Source organism: Pseudonocardia yunnanensis (assembly GCF_039534065.1).
Taxonomy (GTDB): Bacteria; Actinomycetota; Actinomycetes; order Mycobacteriales; family Pseudonocardiaceae; genus Pseudonocardia; species Pseudonocardia yunnanensis.
The window spans coordinates 37,701-56,983 of the sequence record NZ_BAAAUS010000032.1 but is presented as its reverse complement, the minus strand read 5'-3'; the positions used below and the strand labels follow the sequence as shown (position 1 = coordinate 56,983).

The 19,283-nt window shown below is 71.9% G+C and carries 20 protein-coding genes; 6 read left to right on the top strand and 14 right to left on the bottom strand.

Annotated features, from left to right (window positions below):
- Window positions 1–15 precede the first annotated feature (15 nt).
- From ABD743_RS28785 to ABD743_RS28755, 7 genes are all read right to left on the bottom strand, one after another.
- The gene (locus ABD743_RS28785) at window positions 16–537 is read right to left on the bottom strand and encodes an arginine repressor (RefSeq protein ID WP_344725485.1); all 522 of its coding nucleotides are present in this window, start codon (window positions 535–537) and stop codon (window positions 16–18) included.
- 82 nt (window positions 538–619) lie between these two features.
- Complete coding sequence (argF, locus tag ABD743_RS28780) at window positions 620–1,540, bottom strand: ornithine carbamoyltransferase (RefSeq protein ID WP_344725484.1); 921 nt, start codon at window positions 1,538–1,540, stop codon at window positions 620–622.
- On the bottom strand, window positions 1,533–2,669 hold the full coding sequence (locus ABD743_RS28775) for an acetylornithine transaminase (protein WP_344725498.1): 1,137 nt from the start codon (window positions 2,667–2,669) through the stop codon (window positions 1,533–1,535). Before ABD743_RS28775 ends, argF begins: the two co-directional genes overlap by 8 nt.
- Before the next feature lie 53 nt (window positions 2,670–2,722).
- Complete coding sequence (argB, locus tag ABD743_RS28770) at window positions 2,723–3,595, bottom strand: acetylglutamate kinase (RefSeq protein WP_344725497.1); 873 nt, start codon at window positions 3,593–3,595, stop codon at window positions 2,723–2,725.
- A gap of 52 nt (window positions 3,596–3,647) precedes the next feature.
- Complete coding sequence (gene argJ, locus ABD743_RS28765; protein ID WP_344725483.1) at window positions 3,648–4,814, bottom strand: bifunctional glutamate N-acetyltransferase/amino-acid acetyltransferase ArgJ; 1,167 nt, start codon at window positions 4,812–4,814, stop codon at window positions 3,648–3,650.
- On the bottom strand, window positions 4,811–5,830 hold the full coding sequence (gene argC, locus ABD743_RS28760) for an N-acetyl-gamma-glutamyl-phosphate reductase (protein ID WP_344725482.1): 1,020 nt from the start codon (window positions 5,828–5,830) through the stop codon (window positions 4,811–4,813). The genes argJ and argC overlap by 4 nt, the downstream gene beginning before the upstream one ends.
- A 75-nt stretch (window positions 5,831–5,905) precedes the next feature.
- Window positions 5,906–6,460, bottom strand: a complete 555-nt coding sequence (locus ABD743_RS28755) for a DinB family protein (RefSeq protein ID WP_344725481.1) — start codon at window positions 6,458–6,460, stop codon at window positions 5,906–5,908.
- 92 nt (window positions 6,461–6,552) lie between these two features.
- On the opposite strand from ABD743_RS28755, the gene ABD743_RS28750 reads away from it, so the two are divergent.
- The 4 genes from ABD743_RS28750 (at window position 6,553) to ABD743_RS28735 (ending at window position 9,971) form a co-directional block, all read left to right on the top strand.
- On the top strand, window positions 6,553–7,524 hold the full coding sequence (locus tag ABD743_RS28750; RefSeq protein WP_344725480.1) for a helix-turn-helix transcriptional regulator: 972 nt from the start codon (window positions 6,553–6,555) through the stop codon (window positions 7,522–7,524).
- A gap of 25 nt (window positions 7,525–7,549) precedes the next feature.
- A complete protein-coding gene (locus tag ABD743_RS28745; protein ID WP_344725479.1) occupies window positions 7,550–8,233 on the top strand; it encodes a DNA alkylation repair protein in 684 nt (227 codons plus the stop codon).
- A gap of 28 nt (window positions 8,234–8,261) precedes the next feature.
- Window positions 8,262–9,311: an LLM class flavin-dependent oxidoreductase gene (locus tag ABD743_RS28740; protein WP_344725478.1), complete on the top strand. Its 1,050-nt coding sequence runs from the start codon at window positions 8,262–8,264 to the stop codon at window positions 9,309–9,311.
- A gap of 90 nt (window positions 9,312–9,401) precedes the next feature.
- Complete coding sequence (locus ABD743_RS28735) at window positions 9,402–9,971, top strand: hypothetical protein (protein ID WP_344725477.1); 570 nt, start codon at window positions 9,402–9,404, stop codon at window positions 9,969–9,971.
- Window positions 9,972–9,978: 7 nt separating this feature from the next.
- Here the strand turns inward: ABD743_RS28735 and pheT are convergent, their stop codons facing one another.
- From pheT to infC, 6 genes are all read right to left on the bottom strand, one after another.
- Window positions 9,979–12,477 (bottom strand): phenylalanine--tRNA ligase subunit beta, encoded by a 2,499-nt coding sequence (gene pheT, locus ABD743_RS28730; protein WP_344725476.1) that lies wholly within the window; start codon window positions 12,475–12,477, stop codon window positions 9,979–9,981.
- Between the two features lie 31 nt (window positions 12,478–12,508).
- Window positions 12,509–13,573 (bottom strand): phenylalanine--tRNA ligase subunit alpha, encoded by a 1,065-nt coding sequence (pheS, locus tag ABD743_RS28725; protein ID WP_344725475.1) that lies wholly within the window; start codon window positions 13,571–13,573, stop codon window positions 12,509–12,511.
- A gap of 12 nt (window positions 13,574–13,585) precedes the next feature.
- Window positions 13,586–14,440 (bottom strand): TrmH family RNA methyltransferase, encoded by an 855-nt coding sequence (locus ABD743_RS28720; protein ID WP_379659440.1) that lies wholly within the window; start codon window positions 14,438–14,440, stop codon window positions 13,586–13,588.
- A gap of 68 nt (window positions 14,441–14,508) precedes the next feature.
- Window positions 14,509–14,898, bottom strand: coding sequence for a 50S ribosomal protein L20 (gene rplT, locus ABD743_RS28715; RefSeq protein WP_344725474.1), 390 nt, complete (start codon window positions 14,896–14,898; stop codon window positions 14,509–14,511).
- A 51-nt stretch (window positions 14,899–14,949) separates the two neighbouring features.
- A complete protein-coding gene (rpmI, locus tag ABD743_RS28710; RefSeq protein WP_344725473.1) occupies window positions 14,950–15,144 on the bottom strand; it encodes a 50S ribosomal protein L35 in 195 nt (64 codons plus the stop codon).
- Between the two features lie 68 nt (window positions 15,145–15,212).
- Entirely contained in the window at window positions 15,213–15,848 is a 636-nt protein-coding gene (gene infC, locus ABD743_RS28705) for a translation initiation factor IF-3 (protein ID WP_344725495.1), read from the bottom strand.
- Window positions 15,849–16,714: 866 nt separating this feature from the next.
- Here infC and ABD743_RS28700 point away from each other — a divergent pair.
- Complete coding sequence (locus ABD743_RS28700) at window positions 16,715–16,948, top strand: DUF397 domain-containing protein (RefSeq protein ID WP_344725472.1); 234 nt, start codon at window positions 16,715–16,717, stop codon at window positions 16,946–16,948.
- Between the two features lie 29 nt (window positions 16,949–16,977).
- Here ABD743_RS28700 and ABD743_RS28695 read toward each other — a convergent pair whose 3' ends face one another.
- The gene (locus ABD743_RS28695; RefSeq protein ID WP_344725471.1) at window positions 16,978–17,877 is read right to left on the bottom strand and encodes a helix-turn-helix domain-containing protein; all 900 of its coding nucleotides are present in this window, start codon (window positions 17,875–17,877) and stop codon (window positions 16,978–16,980) included.
- Between the two features lie 310 nt (window positions 17,878–18,187).
- On the opposite strand from ABD743_RS28695, the gene ABD743_RS28690 reads away from it, so the two are divergent.
- Window positions 18,188–19,279: a class I SAM-dependent methyltransferase gene (locus ABD743_RS28690; RefSeq protein WP_344725470.1), complete on the top strand. Its 1,092-nt coding sequence runs from the start codon at window positions 18,188–18,190 to the stop codon at window positions 19,277–19,279.
- Window positions 19,280–19,283 lie beyond the last annotated feature (4 nt).

Sequence of the window (19,283 nt, the reverse complement as noted above, 5' to 3'; positions counted from 1 at the left end):
TTGGTTGCTCCTTGGTCAGAGTTCGCGCAGGCGCGCGACGAGTTGGGCGCCGGTGAGGGGCTCGCGGGCGACCACGAGCAGGGTGTCGTCCCCGGCGATCGTGCCGACGACGTCGTGCAGGGCGGCCCGGTCCAGGGCACTGGCCAGATAGTGCGCTCCCCCCGGCGGGGTGCGCAGGACGGCGAGGTTCCCGCTCGAGTCCGCGGACACCAGCAGGTCACCCAGCAGCCGGGCCAGCCGAGCGGTACCGCCCTCGATACCGCGCACCGGGCTGCCGTCGTCCGGGATCACGTAGACAGGCGTGCCGCCGTCGGCTCCCCGAAGCTTCACGGCGCCCAGCTCGTCGAGGTCGCGCGACAGAGTGGCCTGCGTGGTGCCGATGCCCTCGGCCTCCAGCAGCGCCAGCAGCTCGGACTGGCTGTGCACCGCCTGCTGCGTGATCAGTTCGACGATCCGGGCCTGGCGCCCGGCCCGCGTCCGGCCAGGCCCCGGTGCGGGCACGCCCGACGTCACGGCGTCGTCGCCCACCGCTGTCATCGGCCCGCTCCTCTGGTCCCTGTCATCGTCCCGCCCCGGTCATCGCTTGCTGGTGTTCACCTCGATCAGCGCAGTAACTCGGTCAGCGCCGCATCAGCCATGTGAGCAGCGCTTTCTGCGCGTGCAGCCGGTTCTCGGCCTCGTCCCACACCACGCTCGCCGGCCCGTCGATCACCTCGTCGGTGATCTCGTCGCCGCGGTGGGCCGGCAGGCAGTGCATCACGATCGCGCCGGGCGCGGCGCGGCGCACGAGAGCAGCGTTCACCTGGAGCCCCCGGAACGGTGCCGCACGGTCCAGGCCGTCGTCCTCCTGCCCCATCGACACCCAGGTGTCCGTCACGATCACGTCCGTGCCGTCGACGGCCTTGTCGACATCGGCGATCAGCTCCACCCCACCACCGGTGGCGGCCGCGCGGTTCGTCGCGTCGCGCAGCACCCCCGCATCCGGCTGGAAACCCTCGGGCGCACACACCCGCACGTGCAGCCCGGCGGTGGCGCCGCCGAGCAGCAGCGAATGGGACATGTTGTTGGCGCCGTCGCCCAGGTAGGTCAGGGTCAGCCCGGCGAGCCGGCCGAAGTGCTCCCGGACCGTCTGCAGGTCGGCGAGCACCTGGCAGGGGTGGAACTGGTCGGTCAGCGCGTTGACCACAGGCACGGTCGCGACGGCCGCCATCTCCTCGATCCGCGACTGGTCACCCGTGCGCCAGACGATCGCGTCGACGTAGCGGGAGAGCATCCGCGCGGTGTCGCTGATCGTCTCGCCGCGTCCCATCTGGCTGGACCGGGCGTCGACGATCAGCGGATTCCCGCCCAGCTGCGCGATCCCGGCCTCGAACGACAGCCGCGTGCGGGTAGATGGCTTGTCGAACAGCACGGCGACCGGGCGCGGACCTGCGAGCGGCCGGTGCGCGTACCGGTCGGCCTTCATCGTGTCGGCGAGGTCCAGCACCTCCCGCTGCTCGTCGGGGGTGAGGTCGTCGTCGCGGAGAAAGTGCTTAACCATGGCCGGCGTCCAGGAACGACGGGAGCGCGGAGAGGAACTCTCCGGCCTGCTCCTCGGTGATGATCAGGGGCGGAACCAGCCTGATCCGGTCGGGAACCGCGTTGTTGATCAAGAAGCCGGCGTCGCGTGCGGCGGCGGCGACGGCGGCGGACACGGGCGCGGTGAGACCGATGCCGATGAGCAGGCCCGCCCCGCTCACCTCGCGCACCAGCGGGTGGCGCAGCTCCTCGATGCCTGTGGCGATGCCCTTGCCGACCAGCGTGACGTGCTCCAGCAGCCCGTCGGCGGCGATGGTGCGCAGCACGGCCACTGCGGCGGCGCAGCACACCGGGTTGCCGCCGAACGTCGTGCCGTGCTGCCCGGGTTCGAGCAACGACGCCGCCGCCCCGATCCCGATGCACGCCCCGATCGGAAGCCCTCCACCGAGGCCCTTCGCCAGGGTCACGACGTCCGGGACGATGCCCTCGCGCTGGTGGGCGAACCAGGTGCCGGTGCGGCCGATGCCGGTCTGCACCTCGTCGAGCACGAGCAGGGCGCCACGTGCCGCGGTGATCTCCCGAGCGGCCTTGAGATACCCCTCCGGCGGGGTGATCGCGCCGGCCTCGCCCATGATCGGCTCGAGGACCACGGCAGCGGTGTCGGGACCGACAGCGGCATCCAGCGCGGCGACGTCGCCGTAGGGCACGTGCGAGACGCCGGGCGGCATCGGCTCGAACGGCGCGCGCTTGGCCGGCTGACCGGTGAGGGCCAGCGCGCCCATCGTGCGTCCGTGGAAGGCGTTCTCTGCCGCCACCAGGTTCGGCCTTCCGGTGCGCCGGGCGATCTTGAACGCCGCCTCGACCGCCTCGGTGCCAGAGTTGCAGAAGAGCACTCGCGCGTCGGGCTGCTCGAGAAGCTCCTTGAGCCTCTCCGCGAGCTCGAGGCTGGGCTCCGTGATGTAGAGGTTGGAGGTGTGGCCCAGCGTGGTCAGCTGCTGGGTGACGGCCTCGACCACGGCCGGGTGCGCGTGCCCGAGGGAGTTGACGGCGATGCCGCCCACCAGGTCGAGGTAGCGGCGGCCGTCGGCGTCCCAGACCTCGGCGCCCGCACCGCGCACGAGCGCGAGCGGCGGCACGCCGTAGTTGTTCATCAGGGACGCCTGCCAGCGGCCGGCGAAGTCGTTCTTCGTCACGTTGCCCTCGTTCACGGGATCACCATCGTTCCCACTCCCTCACTGGTGAACACCTCGAGCAGCACCGAATGCGGCACCCGCCCGTCGATCACGTGCGCTCGCCCGACCCCGCCGCGCACGGCACGCAGGCAAGCCTCCATCTTCGGTGCCATCCCACTCTCGAGTTCCGGGAGCAGCGGCTCCAGCTCATCGGCCGTGAGCGCGCTGATCACGGACTCCGGGTCCGGGTAGTTCGCATACAGGCCCTCGACGTCGGTGAGCACCACGAGCTTCGCTGCACCGAGAGCGGACGCGAGCGCGGCGGCCGCGCTGTCGGCGTTGATGTTGTACACGGTGCCGTTCTCGTCGGGTGCGACACCCGCCACCACCGGGATCCGGCCCGCCTCGACGATGTCGAGCACCGCATCGGGGTTGACCTCCACGACGTCCCCGACGAGGCCGATGTCGACCGGCTCCCCGCCGACGAGCGCGGTGCGCCGCTCCGCCCGGAAGAGCCCGGCGTCCTCCCCCGACAGGCCCACGGCGTAAGGGCCGTGCTGGTTGATCAGCCCGACCAGCTCCCGGCCGACCTGCCCGACCAGCACCATCCGGACGACGTCGATCGTCTCCGGAGTGGTGACGCGCAGGCCGCCGCGGAACTCGGCCTGCATGCCCAGGCGGCCCAGCATCGCGGTGATCTGCGGCCCGCCGCCGTGCACCACGACCGGATGGATACCGGCGAGCCGCAGGAACATCATGTCCTGCGCGAACGCCTGCTTGAGGTCGTCGTCGATCATGGCGTTGCCGCCGTACTTCACCACGACGATCTGGTCGTGGAAACGCTGCAGCCACGGCAGAGCCTCGGCCAGCACGCCGGCCTTCTCGGTCGCCCGTTTCAGACGCATGGCCGTGGACCCCTCGTCGTCGCCCGCGGCGTCGGCGGCCGGGGAGGCGCCCTCAGGTGGGGTAGGCACTGTTCTCCTCCACGTAGCCGTGCGACAGGTCCGTGGTGCGGATCTCCGCGGTGCCCGTCCCGATCCCCAGCTCGATCTCGACGAGGACGTCCTTGCCGGACAGATCGGCGTCCGTGCGGCCACCCGCCGCGACACCGCCCTTGCACAGCAGCGCATCGTTGATCGTGACGTCCAGCCGGTCCGGGTCGACCTCCGCGTCGGAGTAGCCGACGGCAGCCGCGATCCGGCCCCAGTTGGCGTCCGAGCCGAAGATCGCGGTCTTGACCAGGCTGTCCCGGGCCACCGTCCGCGCGATCGTGACGGCGTCGTCCTCGTCGGCTGCGCCCGTGACCCGCACCGTGATCCGCTTGGTGACGCCCTCCGCGTCGGCCTGCATCTGGCGCGCGAGGTCCTGGCAGACCGCGGTCAGCGCGGCGGTGAACTCCTCGGCCGCAGGGGTGACGCCCGAGGCGCCGGAGGCGAGCAGCAGCACCGTGTCATTGGTGGACATCGAACCGTCGACGTCCAGGCGGTCGAAGCTGACGCGCACGGCGGCCCGCAACGCGGCGTCGAGCGCGGCGGGCTCGAGCACGGCGTCGGTGGTCAGGACGCTCAGCATCGTGGCCATCGACGGCGCGATCATTCCCGCGCCCTTGGTGGTGCCGCCGATGCTCCAGCCGGCCTGGTCGCTGTGCACCGCCTGCTTCGCGACGGTGTCGGTGGTCATGATCGCGGTGGCCGCGGCCAGCCCGGCCGCGGCGCTGTCGGCCAGCCCCGCGGCGGCTTTCTCGACCCCCGCCAGCACGAGGTCGCGCGGCAGCTGGCGGCCGATCAGGCCCGTGGAGCACACCGCCACCTCGATGGCGCCGCAGCCGAGCAGCTCGGCTGCCTTCTCCGCCGTGGCGTGCGCGGTCTGGAAACCTTCCGGGCCGGTGCACGCGTTGGCGCCGCCGGAGTTGAGCACCACCGCGCGCAGCTGTCCGGTGGTGAGCACCTGCTGCGACCACAGCACCGGCGCGGCCTTGACCTTGTTGCGCGTGAACACACCGGCCGCGTCGAACCGCGGCCCGTCGTTGACCACGAGCGCAAGGTCGGAGGCCCCGCTGGTCTTGAGGCCGGCGATCACGCCTGCCGCGCGGAACCCCTTCGGGGCGACGACACCCTGGCTCACGGAGCCACCCCCGTGAACGGCAGCCCCGTGGTCTCGGGAAGCCCGAGAGCCAGGTTCATGCTTTGCACGGCGGCGCCGGCCGTGCCCTTCGTGAGGTTGTCGATCGCGGCGACGGCGACGAGTCGCTGTGCGTCGGGATCGACGGTGACCTGCACTTGCGCGGTGTTCGCACCCAGCGTGGCCGCTGTGGTGGGCCAGCTGCCCTCGGGGAGCAGCGCGATGAACGGCTCGTCGGCGTAGGCCTTCTCGTACACCTCCCGGATGCCGGTTCCGTCACCGGTCAGTGCCGCGGTGCACGTGGCCAGGATGCCGCGCGGCAGCGGGGCGAGCACCGGCGTGAAGCTCACCGTGACGGGAACGCCGGCCGCTCCCGACAGGTTCTGCACCAGCTCCGGCGTGTGGCGGTGCGTGCCGCCCACCCCGTACGCCGAGAGCGAGCCCATCACCTCCGCACCGTGGAGGTGGGGCTTGGGCGCCTTGCCTGCGCCGGACGTGCCGCTGACGGCCGTGACCACCACGTCCGGCGCGACGAGCCCGGCGGCCAGTGCGGGGAAGAGCGCAAGGGTGGCCACTGTCGGGTAGCAGCCCGGCACGGCAACCCGCCGGGTGCCGCGCAGCGCGTCCCGGGCACCGGGCAGCTCGGGGAGTCCGTACGGCCAGCTCCCGGCGTGCTCGCTGCCGTACCAGCGGGTCCAGGCGGCCGGGTCGGTGAGCCGATGGTCCGCGCCGCAGTCGATCACAACGGTGTCGTCGCCGAGCTGCGCGGCCAACCGGGCCGAGCTGCCGTGCGGGAGCGCGAGGAACACGACGTCGTGGCCCGCGAGGGTCTCCGGCGACGTCTCCTCCAGCACTCGGTCTGCCAGTGGCAGGAGGTGCGGCTGGTGCACGCCGAGTGGCGTGCCCGCGCTGTCGCCTGCCGTCAACGTGCCGATCTCGACCTCCGGGTGCGCGAGGAGGAGCCGGAGCAGCTCCCCTCCCGCGTACCCGCTCGCACCCGCCACCGCGATCCGCTTCACGTGAATGACTATGCACGAGAGCGCAAGTCAATGCAATCGAGTTCGGATCACGGCGACGATCAACCGCGGCGACGATCACCCCATCGTCTTCTGCCCGTCCAGGGACTCCCTGATGATGTCGGCGTGCCCGGCGTGCTGGGTGGTCTCCCCGATGATGTGCAGGAACACCTGCCGGAACGACCAGCGCTTGCCCTTCTCGAACCAGGGAGCCTCGGGCAGCGGGTGGGAGACGCCGAGGTCCGGGAGGGTGCGCACCAGCTCATCGGTGCGGCGCGCCACCTCCTCGTACTCGGCGAGCACGCCTGCGAGGGTCTCGTCGGGGAGCAACTGGAACTTCGCCGTCCACGAGTCGATCACTTCCTGCGTCGGCTCCTCGCCGTCCCAGCCACCGCCGGCCGCGGCGGACGGGCCTTCGAGGATGAAGTCCGCCCACCCGCGCTCGACCTCGGCGACGTGCTTCACCAAGCCACCGAGGCACAGCGCGCTGGCCGTGGTGCGCTGCCGCGCTTGGTCGTCGGTGAGTCCCCGCACCGTGTAGCGGAGGAACTGGCGACGCGTCGCCAGGGCCTCCAGCAGGTCGGTGCGCTCGTCGATGGTGGTCGTCCCGGTGGTCGTTTCAGCGCTGGTCATCGGTGTCGTCCTTCGGTCTCGGGGTCCGTCGAGAAGTACGTTACGGAGCATTGGTGTCACTTTCTGACCTCAATTGCCCGAGAATCTCCACCATGGCCAACACGAGTTCGCGGACGCTGCGGCTGCTCTCGCTCCTGCAGACCCACCGGTACTGGCCGGGCACCGAGCTGGCGGAGCGGCTCGACGTCTCCGTGCGGACGCTGCGCCGCGACATCGACCGGCTGCGCGAGCTGGGCTACCCGGTCGAGGCGAACCGCGGGGTCGACGGTGGCTACCAGTTGGCTGCGGGCGCGGCGCTGCCCCCGCTGGTGCTCGACGACGAAGAGGCCGTCGCCCTCGCCGTCGGTCTGCAGGCCGCCGCACAGGGCGGAGTCGCGGGCATCGCCGAGTCATCCGTGCGCGCCCTGGCCAAGGTGGTGCAGGTGATGCCGCCCCGACTGCGCAGGCGGATGGAGGCCCTGCGGGCCATGACCGTGCCCGCCGGATGGAACGGCGCTGGTCCCAGCGTCGACCCCGGCGTGCTCACCGTGCTCGCTCAGGCCTGTCGCGACACCGAACGGCTCGAGTTCGGCTACACCGCGGCGGGCGGCGAACGGACCGATCGCCACGTGGAGCCCCTTCGCCTCGTCCCGCTCGGCCGGCGCTGGTACCTCGTCGCCTATGACCTCACCCGGCACGACTGGCGCAGCTTCCGCCTGGACCGCCTCGACCGGCCGCGTAACACGGGGGCCCGGTTCCGGCCGCGCGAGCTCCCCGCCGAGGACGCCGCGGCGTTCGTGCGGGCGGGACTCGGCAACCTCCCCACCTTCCACGCGGTCGAGGTGCTGGTCGCCGCACCGGCGACGGTGGTCCGACAGCACCTCGGCAGGTGGGCCGACGTGGAGGAGGCCGACGGCGGCCGGTGCCTGCTGCGGATGCGGGCCGACTCGCTGGACTGGCCGGCGATGGCCCTGGGATCGCTGGGTGCCGACTTCACCGTGCTGTCGCCGCCCGAACTGCTCGACCACGTCCGCGGCTGGGCGCGGACGTTCGGCCGGGCCACCGGAGCGACCGATCGTGACTGACGGCCGAACCCGTAGCGTCACCGGCGTGCTACCGATCGTCGAGCGTGCCCGCCTCGGCCTCGCCGAGCTGGCTGATCCCGTCGTCGCACCGCAGATGCAGCGGTACATGAAGTCCGAGATGCCGTTCCGGGGCGTCCCCAAACCCGCGCGGATCCAGCTGGTGCGCACGCTGGTGGCCGAGTGCCCGCTCCCGGACGCGGCAGCATTGCGCACAGCAGCCGAGGAGCTGTGGACCGGCGCCCGCTTCCGCGAGGAGCGCTATCTCGCGCTCGCGCTCGTCGACCACAGCCGCTACCGGCGCTGGTCCGACCCCTCGTGGGTGCCGCTGCTGCAGGGCTGGATCGTCACGGGCGCGTGGTGGGACTTCACCGATGACATCGCGAGCAGGCGGATCGGGCCGCTGTTGCGGGCGCATCCGGAGCAGCTCACGCCGGTGCTGCGCGCGTGGGCCACCGACGAGGACAGGTGGCTGCGTCGCACGGCGGTGATCAGCCAGCTCGGCTCCGGCGCGGCCACCGATCTGGGCCTCCTGCGCTACGCCGTCGAGGCGAACATCGCCGATCCCGACTTCTTCCTGCGCAAAGGCATCGGGTGGGCGCTGCGCCAGCACGCTCGCGTCGACCCGGTCTGGGTACGCGGCTTCGTCGCCGACCATCCCGGCCTCTCGCCCCTTTCCCGCCGGGAAGCGCTCAAGCACCTCGGGGAATGACGAACCGCGCACCGGAGTTGGTGGCGGCGTGGAGATCGGAGTGCACACCTTCGCCGACGTCAGCCTCGACCCCGCAGGTGTCGGGCCGGCGCAGCGGGTGCGCGAGGTGGTCGAGGAGATCGCGCTGGCCGACGAGGTCGGCCTGGAGATATTCGGCGTCGGTGAGCACCACCGCCGCGACTACGCCGCGTCCGCTCCGGCGATGATCCTGGCGGCCGGCGCCGAACGCAGCTCCCGGATCCGGCTGACCAGCGCCGTCACCGTGCTGAGCTCCGACGACCCGGTGCGGGTGTTCCAGCAGTTCTCGACGCTGGACCTGCTCTCCGCGGGCCGCGCAGAGATCATGGCCGGGCGCGGGTCGTTCACCGAGTCCTTCCCCCTCTTCGGTTACGACCTCGCCGACTACGACGAGCTGTTCGCCGAGAAGCTCGACCTGCTGCTGGCCGTCCGTGACGCGGAACGGGTCACCTGGTCGGGACGGCTGCGCGCGCCGCTGCACGACCAGCCGGTGTACCCGCGGCCGGTGCAGGACCCGCTGCCGATCTGGGTGGCCGTCGGCGGCAACCCGCACTCGGTCGTGCGGGCCGGGGCACTCGGGCTGCCGCTGGCGCTCGCGATCATCGGCGGTGAGCCGGAGCGGTTCGTGCCGCTCGCGCAGCTGTACCGGGAGGCCTTGACGCGCAGCGGCCACGGGCCGCTTCCGGTCAGCCTCAACCTCCACGGCTTCGTCGCCGAGACGTCGCAGGCGGCCGGGGACGTCTACTACCCGGCGCACTCGGAGGTCATGAACCGGATCGGGCGCGAGCGCGGCTGGGGACCGACCAACCGCGCCGCGTTCGACGCCCAGGTCGCGCTACGCGGGGCGTACGTCGTGGGTTCTCCCGAGCAGGTGGCCGAGAAGATCCTCTTCCAGCACGAGCTGTTCGGGCACCAGCGAACGGCGATCCAGGTCGCGATCGGCAGCGTCCCGCACCGGGAGGTGCTGCGTGCCATCGAGCTGCTGGGCACCGAGGTGGCGCCGCGGGTTCGCGCGGAGGTGGCTCGCCGCGAGGCAGTGGTGGCCCCGGCCACAGGCTGACCCATCCCCACAGCCCGTGAGGCGCCCGCGAGTCGCCTCTTGTGCCGAACGGCCCCGCGGTAGCAGGTGGCCCGGCTACGGTCGCGTCTCGTGCGACGCTCGTGGCTCGGACCGGCAGCCGGAGTGCTGGCCGTGGTCGCCCTCGCGGCCACGGGCTGCACGGTCACCGTCCCCGGCAGCGGGGTGGGCACGCCGCCGGGAGTCGAGGCGGCGGAAGCGCCCGTGCCGACGACGCCGCCCGGTCCGCGCAGCGGCCTGGACGTCGATCCGCTCCCTGACGAGTGCCTGCTCAACGCCGCCGAGTTCGGGCAGCTGGTGGGTGCCACGGTGCGGCCGCCGATGCAGGGTTCGGTTCAACGCGACGACGGATCCCGCAGCGCCGCCTGCGTCGCTGTGGACGGCACGGAGCCGGTCGCCATGATCAACGTCTACACCGTGCGCTCGGGCACCCCGGCCGACTACGTCCGAGCCGGGCCGGCGAGCCGCCGCGACCTGCAGGACGTCGGTGATGCCGCCGCGGTGATCGACACCGCCACCGGGCCCACCATGCAGCTCGCGAGCCCCCGCTACCTGGTGACGATCCTCGTGGCCGGCCGTGCGCCCTCCGACGACGCCTGGCGCAGCGCGGCCGCGGCCGCGCTCTCCCGCCTGCCGGCCTGACGCGGAGTCAGCGCAGGGTCGCCATGTGCCGCTCGGCGGCCACGGCCACGGCGGAGTCGCGGGCGGCGTTGGCCTCCTCGCTCGTCAGCGTGCGGTCGGCGGCGCGGAAGCGGAGGGTGAACGCCAGCGAGCGGCGACCCGCCCCCACCTGCTCGCCCGTGTAGACGTCGAAGAGCCGGACGTCCTCCAGCAGCTCGCCGCCCCCGTCGATGAGCGCGTCGGCCAGCTCGGCGGCGGGCACCGACGCGTCGGCCACGAGGGCGACGTCCACCGCGATCGGCGGGTACGGCGACACCTGCGGCGCGGGGCGGCGGTCGTCCAGCGGGAGGAGGTCGAGGTCGAGCTCCATGGCGCAGGTGCGCTCGGGCAGCCCGAGGGCCTCCACGACCTTGGGGTGCAGCTCCCCCGCGTGCCCGACGATCCAGTCGCCCACGCGCAGCGCGGCGCAACGTCCGGGGTGGAACGGAGGGAGCGACGCCGCCGTGACGCGCAGCTCCACGCCTGCGGCCTGCCCGACCAGGCGTCCGGCTTCCACGGCGTCGGCCCAGTTGGCGGCTCGACCCTGGCCCCACCAGCCGCGCGCCTCGCGGTCACCGGCGAGCACCACCCCGACGTGCACGGGCTGGGCGGGCAGGGCGGCCTCGATCTGCGCGAGCTCCGCGTCGGAGGGGCGGGCGTCGACGCCGGGATCGGGCATCGGCACCGGCTTCGCGTGCGGCAGGACGACCTGTCCGATGTGGTAGAGCGCCAGGTCGGTGGCGCCGCGGGAGCGGTTGCGGATCAGCGCGTCGAGCAGGCCCGGGAGCAGCGTGCCGGCGAGCTCGGCACGCTCGGCGTCGAGCGGGTTGAGCACGTGCACGGTGCGGCGGCGGACGTCGTCGGCGGCGAGGCCGAACGCGTCCCAGACGGCTGGGTCGACGAACGGGAACGGCAGCACCTCGACGTACCCGTCCTCGGCCAGCGCACGCGAGACGACACGACGGCGCAGCTGAGCAGGAGTCAGGCCGCGACCGGGCGGGGCTGCAGGCAGCACCGACGGGATGACGTCGAGCCCTTCGAGCCGCAGCACCTCCTCGACGAGGTCGGCAGGCTGCACGAGGTCGGGTCGCCAGGACGGCGGCAGGGCCACCACATGCCCGCGGCCGTCGTCGCCCGTGACGAGCTCGACGCTGCAGCCGATCTGCGTGAGCCTGCGCACGGTGGCGCCGGGCGGGTAGGCGATGCCGGCAACGCGGTCGGGCAGCTCCAGCGGCATCTCGACTGGGACGGGCCGCGGTGCGGCGCCGGCGTCGGTGCGGCCGGGGGCGATCGTGCCACCACCGTGCTCGACGAGCAGCTGCGCGGCGCGTTCGGCGGCTATCGGCGGCAGCAGCGGGTCGACCACCCGCTCGAAGCGCCGGGACGCCTCGCTGGGCAGCTTGTGGCGGCGCGCAGCCCGCGCGATCACCGCGGGGTCGAAGTGCGCGGCCTCGATCAGTACGTCGATCCGGCCGTTCTCGTTCGGGCCGGCGATCTCGGTGGACGCCCCGCCCATCACACCGGCCAGCCCGATCGGGCCGGAGTCATCGGTGATCAGGAGGTCGTCGGGGTTCAGCGTGCGCTCGACGTCGTCGAGGGTGCGCAGCTTCTCCCCCGCCAGGGCCCGCCGCACGACGATAGGACCGGTCACGCGGGCGGCGTCATAGGCGTGCAACGGCTGACCCAGCTCGAGCATCACGTAGTTGGTGACGTCGACGATCAGCGAGATGGGTCGCATGCCGGCGGCCAGCAGACGCCGCTGCATCCACCACGGCGCCGCAGCGGTGGGGTCGACCCCGTCCACCCGGCTGGCGACGAACCGTGGGCACGCAGGGTCGGCGAGCACGACCGGCCAGGCCTCACCCTGGGCCGGGGGGACCTCGACCCGGGCAGCCGGGTCGGTGTAGCCGACGTCCAGCGAGCATGCGAGCTCGCGGCCCAGCCCGCGCACGGAGAAGCAGTAGCCGCGGTCGGGCGTGATGTTCAGCTCGATCACGTCGTCCGGGTCGTCGGGCGCGAGACCCAGCAGCGGGCGAGCGTCGTCGCCGGGCATCGCGGTGCCCTCCGGGAGCACCAGGATGCCGGCGTGGTCGGCGCCGATGCCCAGCTCCCGTGCCGAGGAGATCATGCCGTCGGAGACGTGGCCGTAGGTCTTGCGGGCCGAGATCTCGAAGCCGCCGGGGAGCACGGTCCCCGGCAGCGCGACGACCACCAGGTCGCCCACCGCGAAGTTGCTCGCGCCGCAGATGATCCCCCGCGGCTCGGGCTCCCCCACGTCGACCTGGCACCACCGGATCGGTTTCTTCAGCCCGGTGAGCTCCTCGATGCCCAGCACGCGGCCGACGACGACCGGGCCGGTGAGGTCGGGTGCCCGGTGGATGTCCTCGATCTCGAGGCCGACACGGACGAACGCCTCGGCGGTGTCATCCGCCGGTGGGACGTTGCCGGCGCCGAGCAGCTCGGCGAGCCAGGACTGGGAAACGCGCACGGGGTTGCTCCTGGGGGATCAGATGCCGGACTCAGACGCCGAACGCGCGGCTGAACCGGACGTCGCCCTCGACCATGTCGCGCATGTCGGGGATGCCGTTGCGGAACTGCAGCGTGCGCTCCAGGCCCATGCCGAACGCGAAGCCGGAGTAGACGTCGGGGTCGACGCCGCAGGCGCGCAGCACGTTGGGGTTGACCATGCCGCAACCGCCCCACTCCACCCAGCCGGCCCCGCCCTTCTTCTCCGGGAACCACACGTCCACCTCGGCGGACGGCTCGGTGAACGGGAAGAACGACGGGCGCAGCCGAGTGCGCGACGTGGCGCCGAACATCGCGCGGGCGAAGGCGTCGAGAGTGCCCTTGAGGTGCGCCATCGTGATGCCCTTGTCGACGGCGAGGCCCTCCACCTGGTGGAACACCGGGGTGTGGGTGGAGTCGAGCGCGTCGGTGCGGAAGGTACGACCCGGGCAGACCACGAAGACGGGCAGCTCACGCTGCAGCAGCGCCCTGACCTGCACCGGCGAGGTGTGGGTGCGCAGCACCATGCCGGAGCTCTCGGAGTCGTCCCCTGCCGATCCGGCGAGGTAGAAGGTGTCCTGCATGGTGCGCGCAGGGTGGTCCTTGCCGAAGTTCAGCGCGTCGAAGTTCAGCCACGACGACTCGACCTCGGGCCCCTCCGCGACCTCCCAGCCCATCGCCACGAAGACGTCCGCGATCTGCTCGGAGATCTGCGTGAGCGGGTGGCGCGCGCCGCGCGGGATGCGGTCCCACGGCAGCGTGACGTCGACGGTCTCCTCGGCGAGCACGCGCGCGTCGCGCTCGGCGACCAGCGTCTCCCGGCGGGCGTCGAACGCCTCCTGCGCCCGCTGACGGGCGGCGTTGACGCGCTTGCCTGCCTCGGCACGCTCGGGACCGGGCAGCGAGCCGAGCTCGCGGCGCGCCAGCAGCAGCGGGGCGCGATCGCCCAGGTGCGCCGGCTTGACGGCGGCGAGCGCGGCCAGGTCGGAGGCCCCCGCGAAAGCCTGGACCGCGGCGTCGACGGCGGCGTCCAGCGAATCCGGGTCAAGCGGGCTCATCACGTCCGTGCTCTCACTCATGGTGGCTCGATCCTAGGGTCCGGTCGGGGACGGCTCGCCGACGGCCGCCGCCGACGGGCTTCGACGACGTCGCGCCGCCACGCTCGCGTACAGACACACCGCCGCGGCCGTGGCGAGGTTCAGGCTCTCCGCCCGGCCGTGGATCGGCACCCGGACGCGGTGGTGAGCCCGCTCTGCAACGGTGGCCGGGACGCCGTGTGCCTCGCCACCGAATATCCAGGCGACGGGCCGCGCGAGCACGGCGTCGGCGGCAGGGTCGTGCAGGTCGAGCTCGCCGTGGCCGTCGGCCACGAGCAGCGTGAGCCCGGCCGCCCGACAGGCGTCCAGCACGGCGCCGGCGTCGCGGTCGCGAGCCAGGGGCAGGTGGAACACGCTGCCGGTGGAGGCCCGGACGGCCTTGCCGTTGTGCGGGTCGACCGTCTCGCCCGCGAGCAGTACGGCATCGGCGCCCGCTGCGTCGGCCACCCGGATGACGGTGCCCGCGTTGCCGGGATCGGCGATATCGGCGCACACGGCGACCAGCTCGGGCCCGTTCGACAGCGCGGTGGCGAGCGGAACGTCGAGCAGGTCGCAGACGGCCACCAGCCCTTGCGGGGTGACGGTGTCGGACAGCGACTCGGCGACCGGTTCGGGGACCGGGCTGAGACGGGCTCCGGCGGCCTGCGCCGCCGAGACCAGCTCAGGGTGACGGGTAGCGGCCGCGTCGGTGACGAACAGCTCGTGCACCCGGCCCGATCCTGCGCCCGACCACTCCAGCGCCTCGCGGACGGCCTGTGCGCCCTCCACGAGAAACCGCCCGGCCCGATCGCGGCCGGCGCGGCGGAGCAGCTTGCGTGCTGCGACGACGCGCGGCGTGCGCTGCGTCAACGCGATCTCCGCTGACGCTCGGATCGGTGTACCGGGCGGTTCGGTCACGGCGGTGCCGGACGGACGGCTCAGGCCGCGGTCCCGTCCTGCGAGCCGCTCTGGGCCGGCACGTTGGCCTTGGCCAGCTCGACGAGGGCGGTGAAGGCGGCCGGGTCGCTGATGGCGAGCTCCGAGAGGATCTTGCGGTCGACCTCGACGCCCGCGGTCTTGAGGCCCTGGATGAAGCGGTTGTAGGTCATGCCGTTGGCGCGGGCGGCCGCGTTGATACGGGTGATCCACAGCTGCCGGAAGTCGCCCTTCTTGGCGCGACGGTCGCGGTAGGCGTAGTTCAGCGAGTGGAGCATCTGCTCCTTCGCCTTGCGGTACAGCCGCGAGCGCTGCCCGCGGTAGCCGCTGGCGAGCTCCAGGGTGGTGCGGCGCTTCTTCTGAGCGTTGACCGCGCGCTTCACGCGTGCCATGGGGGTGTCCTTACGTCTTGGTCAGGCGGGGAAGGGGGGCGTGCGCCCGCGTCAGCGGCCGAGCAGCTTCTTGACGCGCTTGACGTCGGCCTTGTTCACGGGCACGACGCGAGAGAGATCGCGCGTCTCCTTGCTCGACTTGACCTCGAGGCGGTGCCGCAGGCCGGTCTGCTGGCGCAGGATCTTGCCCCGGGCAGTCACCTTGACCCGCTTGGACATCCCACTGTGCGTCTTGTTCTTGGGCATGACAGTTCCGTTCACCGGTGACGCCCCGGGGGCGGGGCGTCAGTTTGGTCGTGCTGGCGTTGCTGCCGTCAGGCCTGCTGCGCGTCCGCCTGGGCGACGGGGCGCGGGCGGGATGCCGGCTTCTTGTTCGGAGCGATCACCATCGTCATGTTGCGGCCGTCCTGCTTGGGGGCAGCCTCGACCGTGCCCAGCTCCGCCACGTCCTCGGCGAGGCGCTGCAGCAGCCGGAACCCCAGCTCGGGGCGGGACTGCTCACGTCCGCGGAACATGATGGTGACCTTCACCTTGTTGCCACCCTCGAGGAAGCGCACGACATTGCGCTTCTTGGTCTCGTAGTCGTGGGTGTCGATCTTCGGTCGGAGCTTCTGCTCCTTGATCGTGGTGAGCTGCTGGTTACGGCGGGACTCCCGGGCCTTCTGCGCGCTCTCGTACTTGAACTTGCCGTAGTCCATGAGCTTGCAGACCGGCGGGCGGGCCTGAGCCGCGACCTCGACAAGGTCGAGCTCTGCCTCCTGCGCGAGCCGCAGGGCGTCCTCGATACGCACGATGCCGACCTGTTCGCCGTTGGGTCCGACCAACCGGACCTCGGGAACTCGGATGCGGTCGTTGATGCGCGTCTCTGTGCTGATGGGGTCTCCTCGTATCGACGTCGTGTGGCGCGACGGAGCGGAGACCTGAACCCGACGATCACAGCCGACGAGCATGCGGCTCATCGACGGACCGGACCCGGACGCCTGAGGCGGCGGGTGGGAGCGGGGCTCCACTTGATCGCCCTGACGCCTTGTGCAACGCGCGACAGGGTGGTCGCATTCCGCAGGATAGCAGCCCGCGGCCACGCTCCGTGCCCGCACCCGGTAACGGTTGAGGAGATTGGGCTGTGAACCCCCGGCGAGGCGCCGGCGCGACGTCGAGACTACGGGTGCGCGGGCCGATACCGATCGCAGGGCGGGCGCCGCAGGAAGACCGCGGCCGAGCCTCTGGCGCCCTCCATCCGGACGCGACCTGCGGTTTTCGCGTGAACGAAACACTGCCCGGCCCAGGGCCGACGTTCGATCAGGGCCTTGCGACCGGGCGGCTCACTTCCGCCGAATCGGACCGCTCAGGCGTGCCCGGTCATGCACCATTGGCGTCGCGGGTCGTCGCCGCGCCGGTGATGGCCACGGCGGAACAATGAACGCAGACCAGTGATGAGGCGCAGCGAAGAGTCCGCTTCGCTCGCCCTGCGCGCACCCGTCCCGGCGTCGCTCGGGGTGCGGGTTGATGACGTCGGGTTGCCCTGCACCCCCTTAGCGTGCCGAACGATCGATGCAGATGCAAGAGTCGCCTGCACGTGCACCTGTACGAACCGCGAGGTGGAGCCTCGGCCTCCCCCGGCCTGCCCAGATAGCGCTATCCCCCATTCTGGCGCTCTGACCAGCCGAAACCGTTGCAGGCACGCAGCGATTCGGACATCTCCGCAGCCATGAGGCGCAATCAGGCCCATCAACCCGTGCAAATGCACGTGCAGGTGCAACTGATAAGGTCCGTGCAGAACGAGCGCCACCAACTCAGCACGAGCGAGGATGATGACGTGCCCGACACGAATCACGAGGGCTGTTCAGCAGCACTGCTTCGGGGCGCCGTCTGGCGCAAGAGCAGCAGGAGCGGCGCAATGGGCAACTGTGTCGAAGTTGCCGCACTCGACAACGGCGAGTTCGCGGTCCGCAACTCGCGACACCCCAGCGGTCCCGCACTCGTCTTCACCCGGGCCGAATGGCTCGCCTTCCTGGGCGGGGTCGAGCACGGCGAGTTCCGTCCCGCTTGATCACCTTCTGAGCAGGGCGTTCCCGCTGCTCAGAGGTCGGTCAGCACCTTCGCCAGCAATTGGCGCGATTCGTCGGGAGTGAGCGCGTCGACCGTCAGGCGGTCGACCGCCCTTCCGTACAACTCGATCTCGTCCTGGCGGTCGAGATAGAGCGCGCCACTGAGATGCTCGACGTACACCACATCCGGCAGTTCCGCCTCGGCGAACCTCAGCATCGTGAACGATCCTTCTGCGCCGTATCCGCTCAACTGCCACGGCACGACCTGAATGGTGATGTTCGGCAGCTTCGAGAGTTCGAGCAGCCGGTCGAGCTGGTCCCGCATCACCATTCGGCCGCCGATCGGCCGGTGGAGAACGGACTCGTCCAGCACCACCCACAGTTTCGGCGGGTGCATGCCGCCGAGAATCTTCTGCCGCCGCATGCGCAGCGCGATCCGCCGCTCGCCTTCCTCCGACGCGGAGCCGACGCGCCCGCGCGTGGCGATCGCCCGCGCATACGCCTCGGTCTGCAGCAGCCCGGGCACGAACTGCAGCTCGTAGCTCTGGATCCGCGACGCGGACTCCTCCAGGCCCACGAAGTCGTGGAACCAGCCGGGCATCACGTCGCTGTAGCGGCGCCACCAACCCGGCTCGTTCGCCTGCTCGACCATCTCGAGAAACGACTCGCGCTCTGCGGCGTCGGCAATTCCGTACAGGGTGAGCAGATCTGAGATGTCCCGCGCCTTGAGAGCGACGCGGCCGAGCTCGATACGCGACACCTTCGATTCCGACGAGCGGATGGCGTACCCGGCGTCGGCTCGCGAGATGCCGGCCGCTTCCCGCAACCGCCGCAGCTGGGCGCCGAGCACGATTCGCCTGGCCGTGGCTCCCCTGGCGGACTCGCCTCCCGGAGAATACGACGTCACGACTGTGGTGACGTCCCGCCGCACGCGGGCCGCTCGCCGTGGTGGCGAGCGGGCCGGGGGAGCTGTGGCGCCACCTTGCCGACAGGCGCTTCATCGACGGGCGTCTGCGATGCGTCCGACGTCACGATGATCACCGTACCGGACGGTATCTCCGACGATCACCGCGAGTACGGGTACTGGCTGAACCGTGCAGAGCCCGCGCGTGGAAATACCATGGGTATGCGCGCCGGTCTCACTGCGGCCGTGGGTGCAGTGACAGGGCGCCGACAGCAACGCGACAGGGCGCGCTCCCAGCGTCGCCGTCGGACACACCGCATCCAGACAGGGAGCACCGATGACCGAGACGACCGCCGCCACGACCCCCGATACCGAATCGGCCACCGAGGCTTTCGTCGAGCGCCTGTTCGGCGCCGTGCTCGGCGCCCAGCTCGTCCAGGCCGCGTACCTGGGCGATCGGCTCGGCTTCTACCGGGCTCTCGCCGAGGAGGCGCTCACCCCGCCCGAACTGGCCGCCCGCACCGGAACAGCGGAGCGGTACGCGCGCGAATGGCTGGAGCACCAGGCCGTCGCCGGCGTCCTCACCGTCGATGACGCCACTGCCGCACCCGATGAGCGGCGCTTCCGGCTGCCGACCGGCCACGCCGAGGCGCTCACCGACGTACTCAGCCCGAACCACGTGCTGCCGCTGGCCCGGATGGTGGCCGGCATGGGACAGCACATGGACGCGCTGGTCGACGCGTACCGGTCCGGCGGCGGGGTGTCGTGGGCCCAGTTCGGCACCGACGCCCGGGAGGCGCAGGCCGCTGCCAACCGGCCGCTGTTCCTCGGGGCGCTCCCCCGCGAGTACTTCCCCTCGGTGCCCGCCATCCGGGACGTGCTGGAGCGGGGCGGCCGGATCGCCGACGTCGGCTGCGGGTTCGGCTGGTCGGCCATCGGCCTCGCGCTCGCTCACTCCGACGTGACCGTCGACGGCTACGACGTGGACGAACCCTCGATCGAGGCTGCCCGGCGCAACGCGCAGGAAGCCGGGGTGGCGGACCGCGTGCGATTCCACTGCGCCGACGCCGCCACCGCGGACGGACGCTACGACCTCGTGACCGCCTTCGAATGCATCCACGACATGCCCGCCCCGGTCGGCGTGCTCGACACGATGCGCCGCATCGCCGGGCCCGACGGGATCGTGCTGGTGGTGGACGAGCGGGTGGCGGAGCGATTCCACGCGCCCGGCGACGAGACCGAACAGCTCATGTACGGCTGGAGCATCACCTGCTGCCTGCCGGACGGGCTGGCGCACACGCCGTCGGTGGGCACCGGCACCGTGATGCGCCCGGACACCCTGCGCCGGTACGCCCAGGAGGCCGGGTACGCCGACATCGAGGTCCTCCCGATCGACGACGCCTTCTTCCGCTTCTACCGCCTCACGTGAGCCG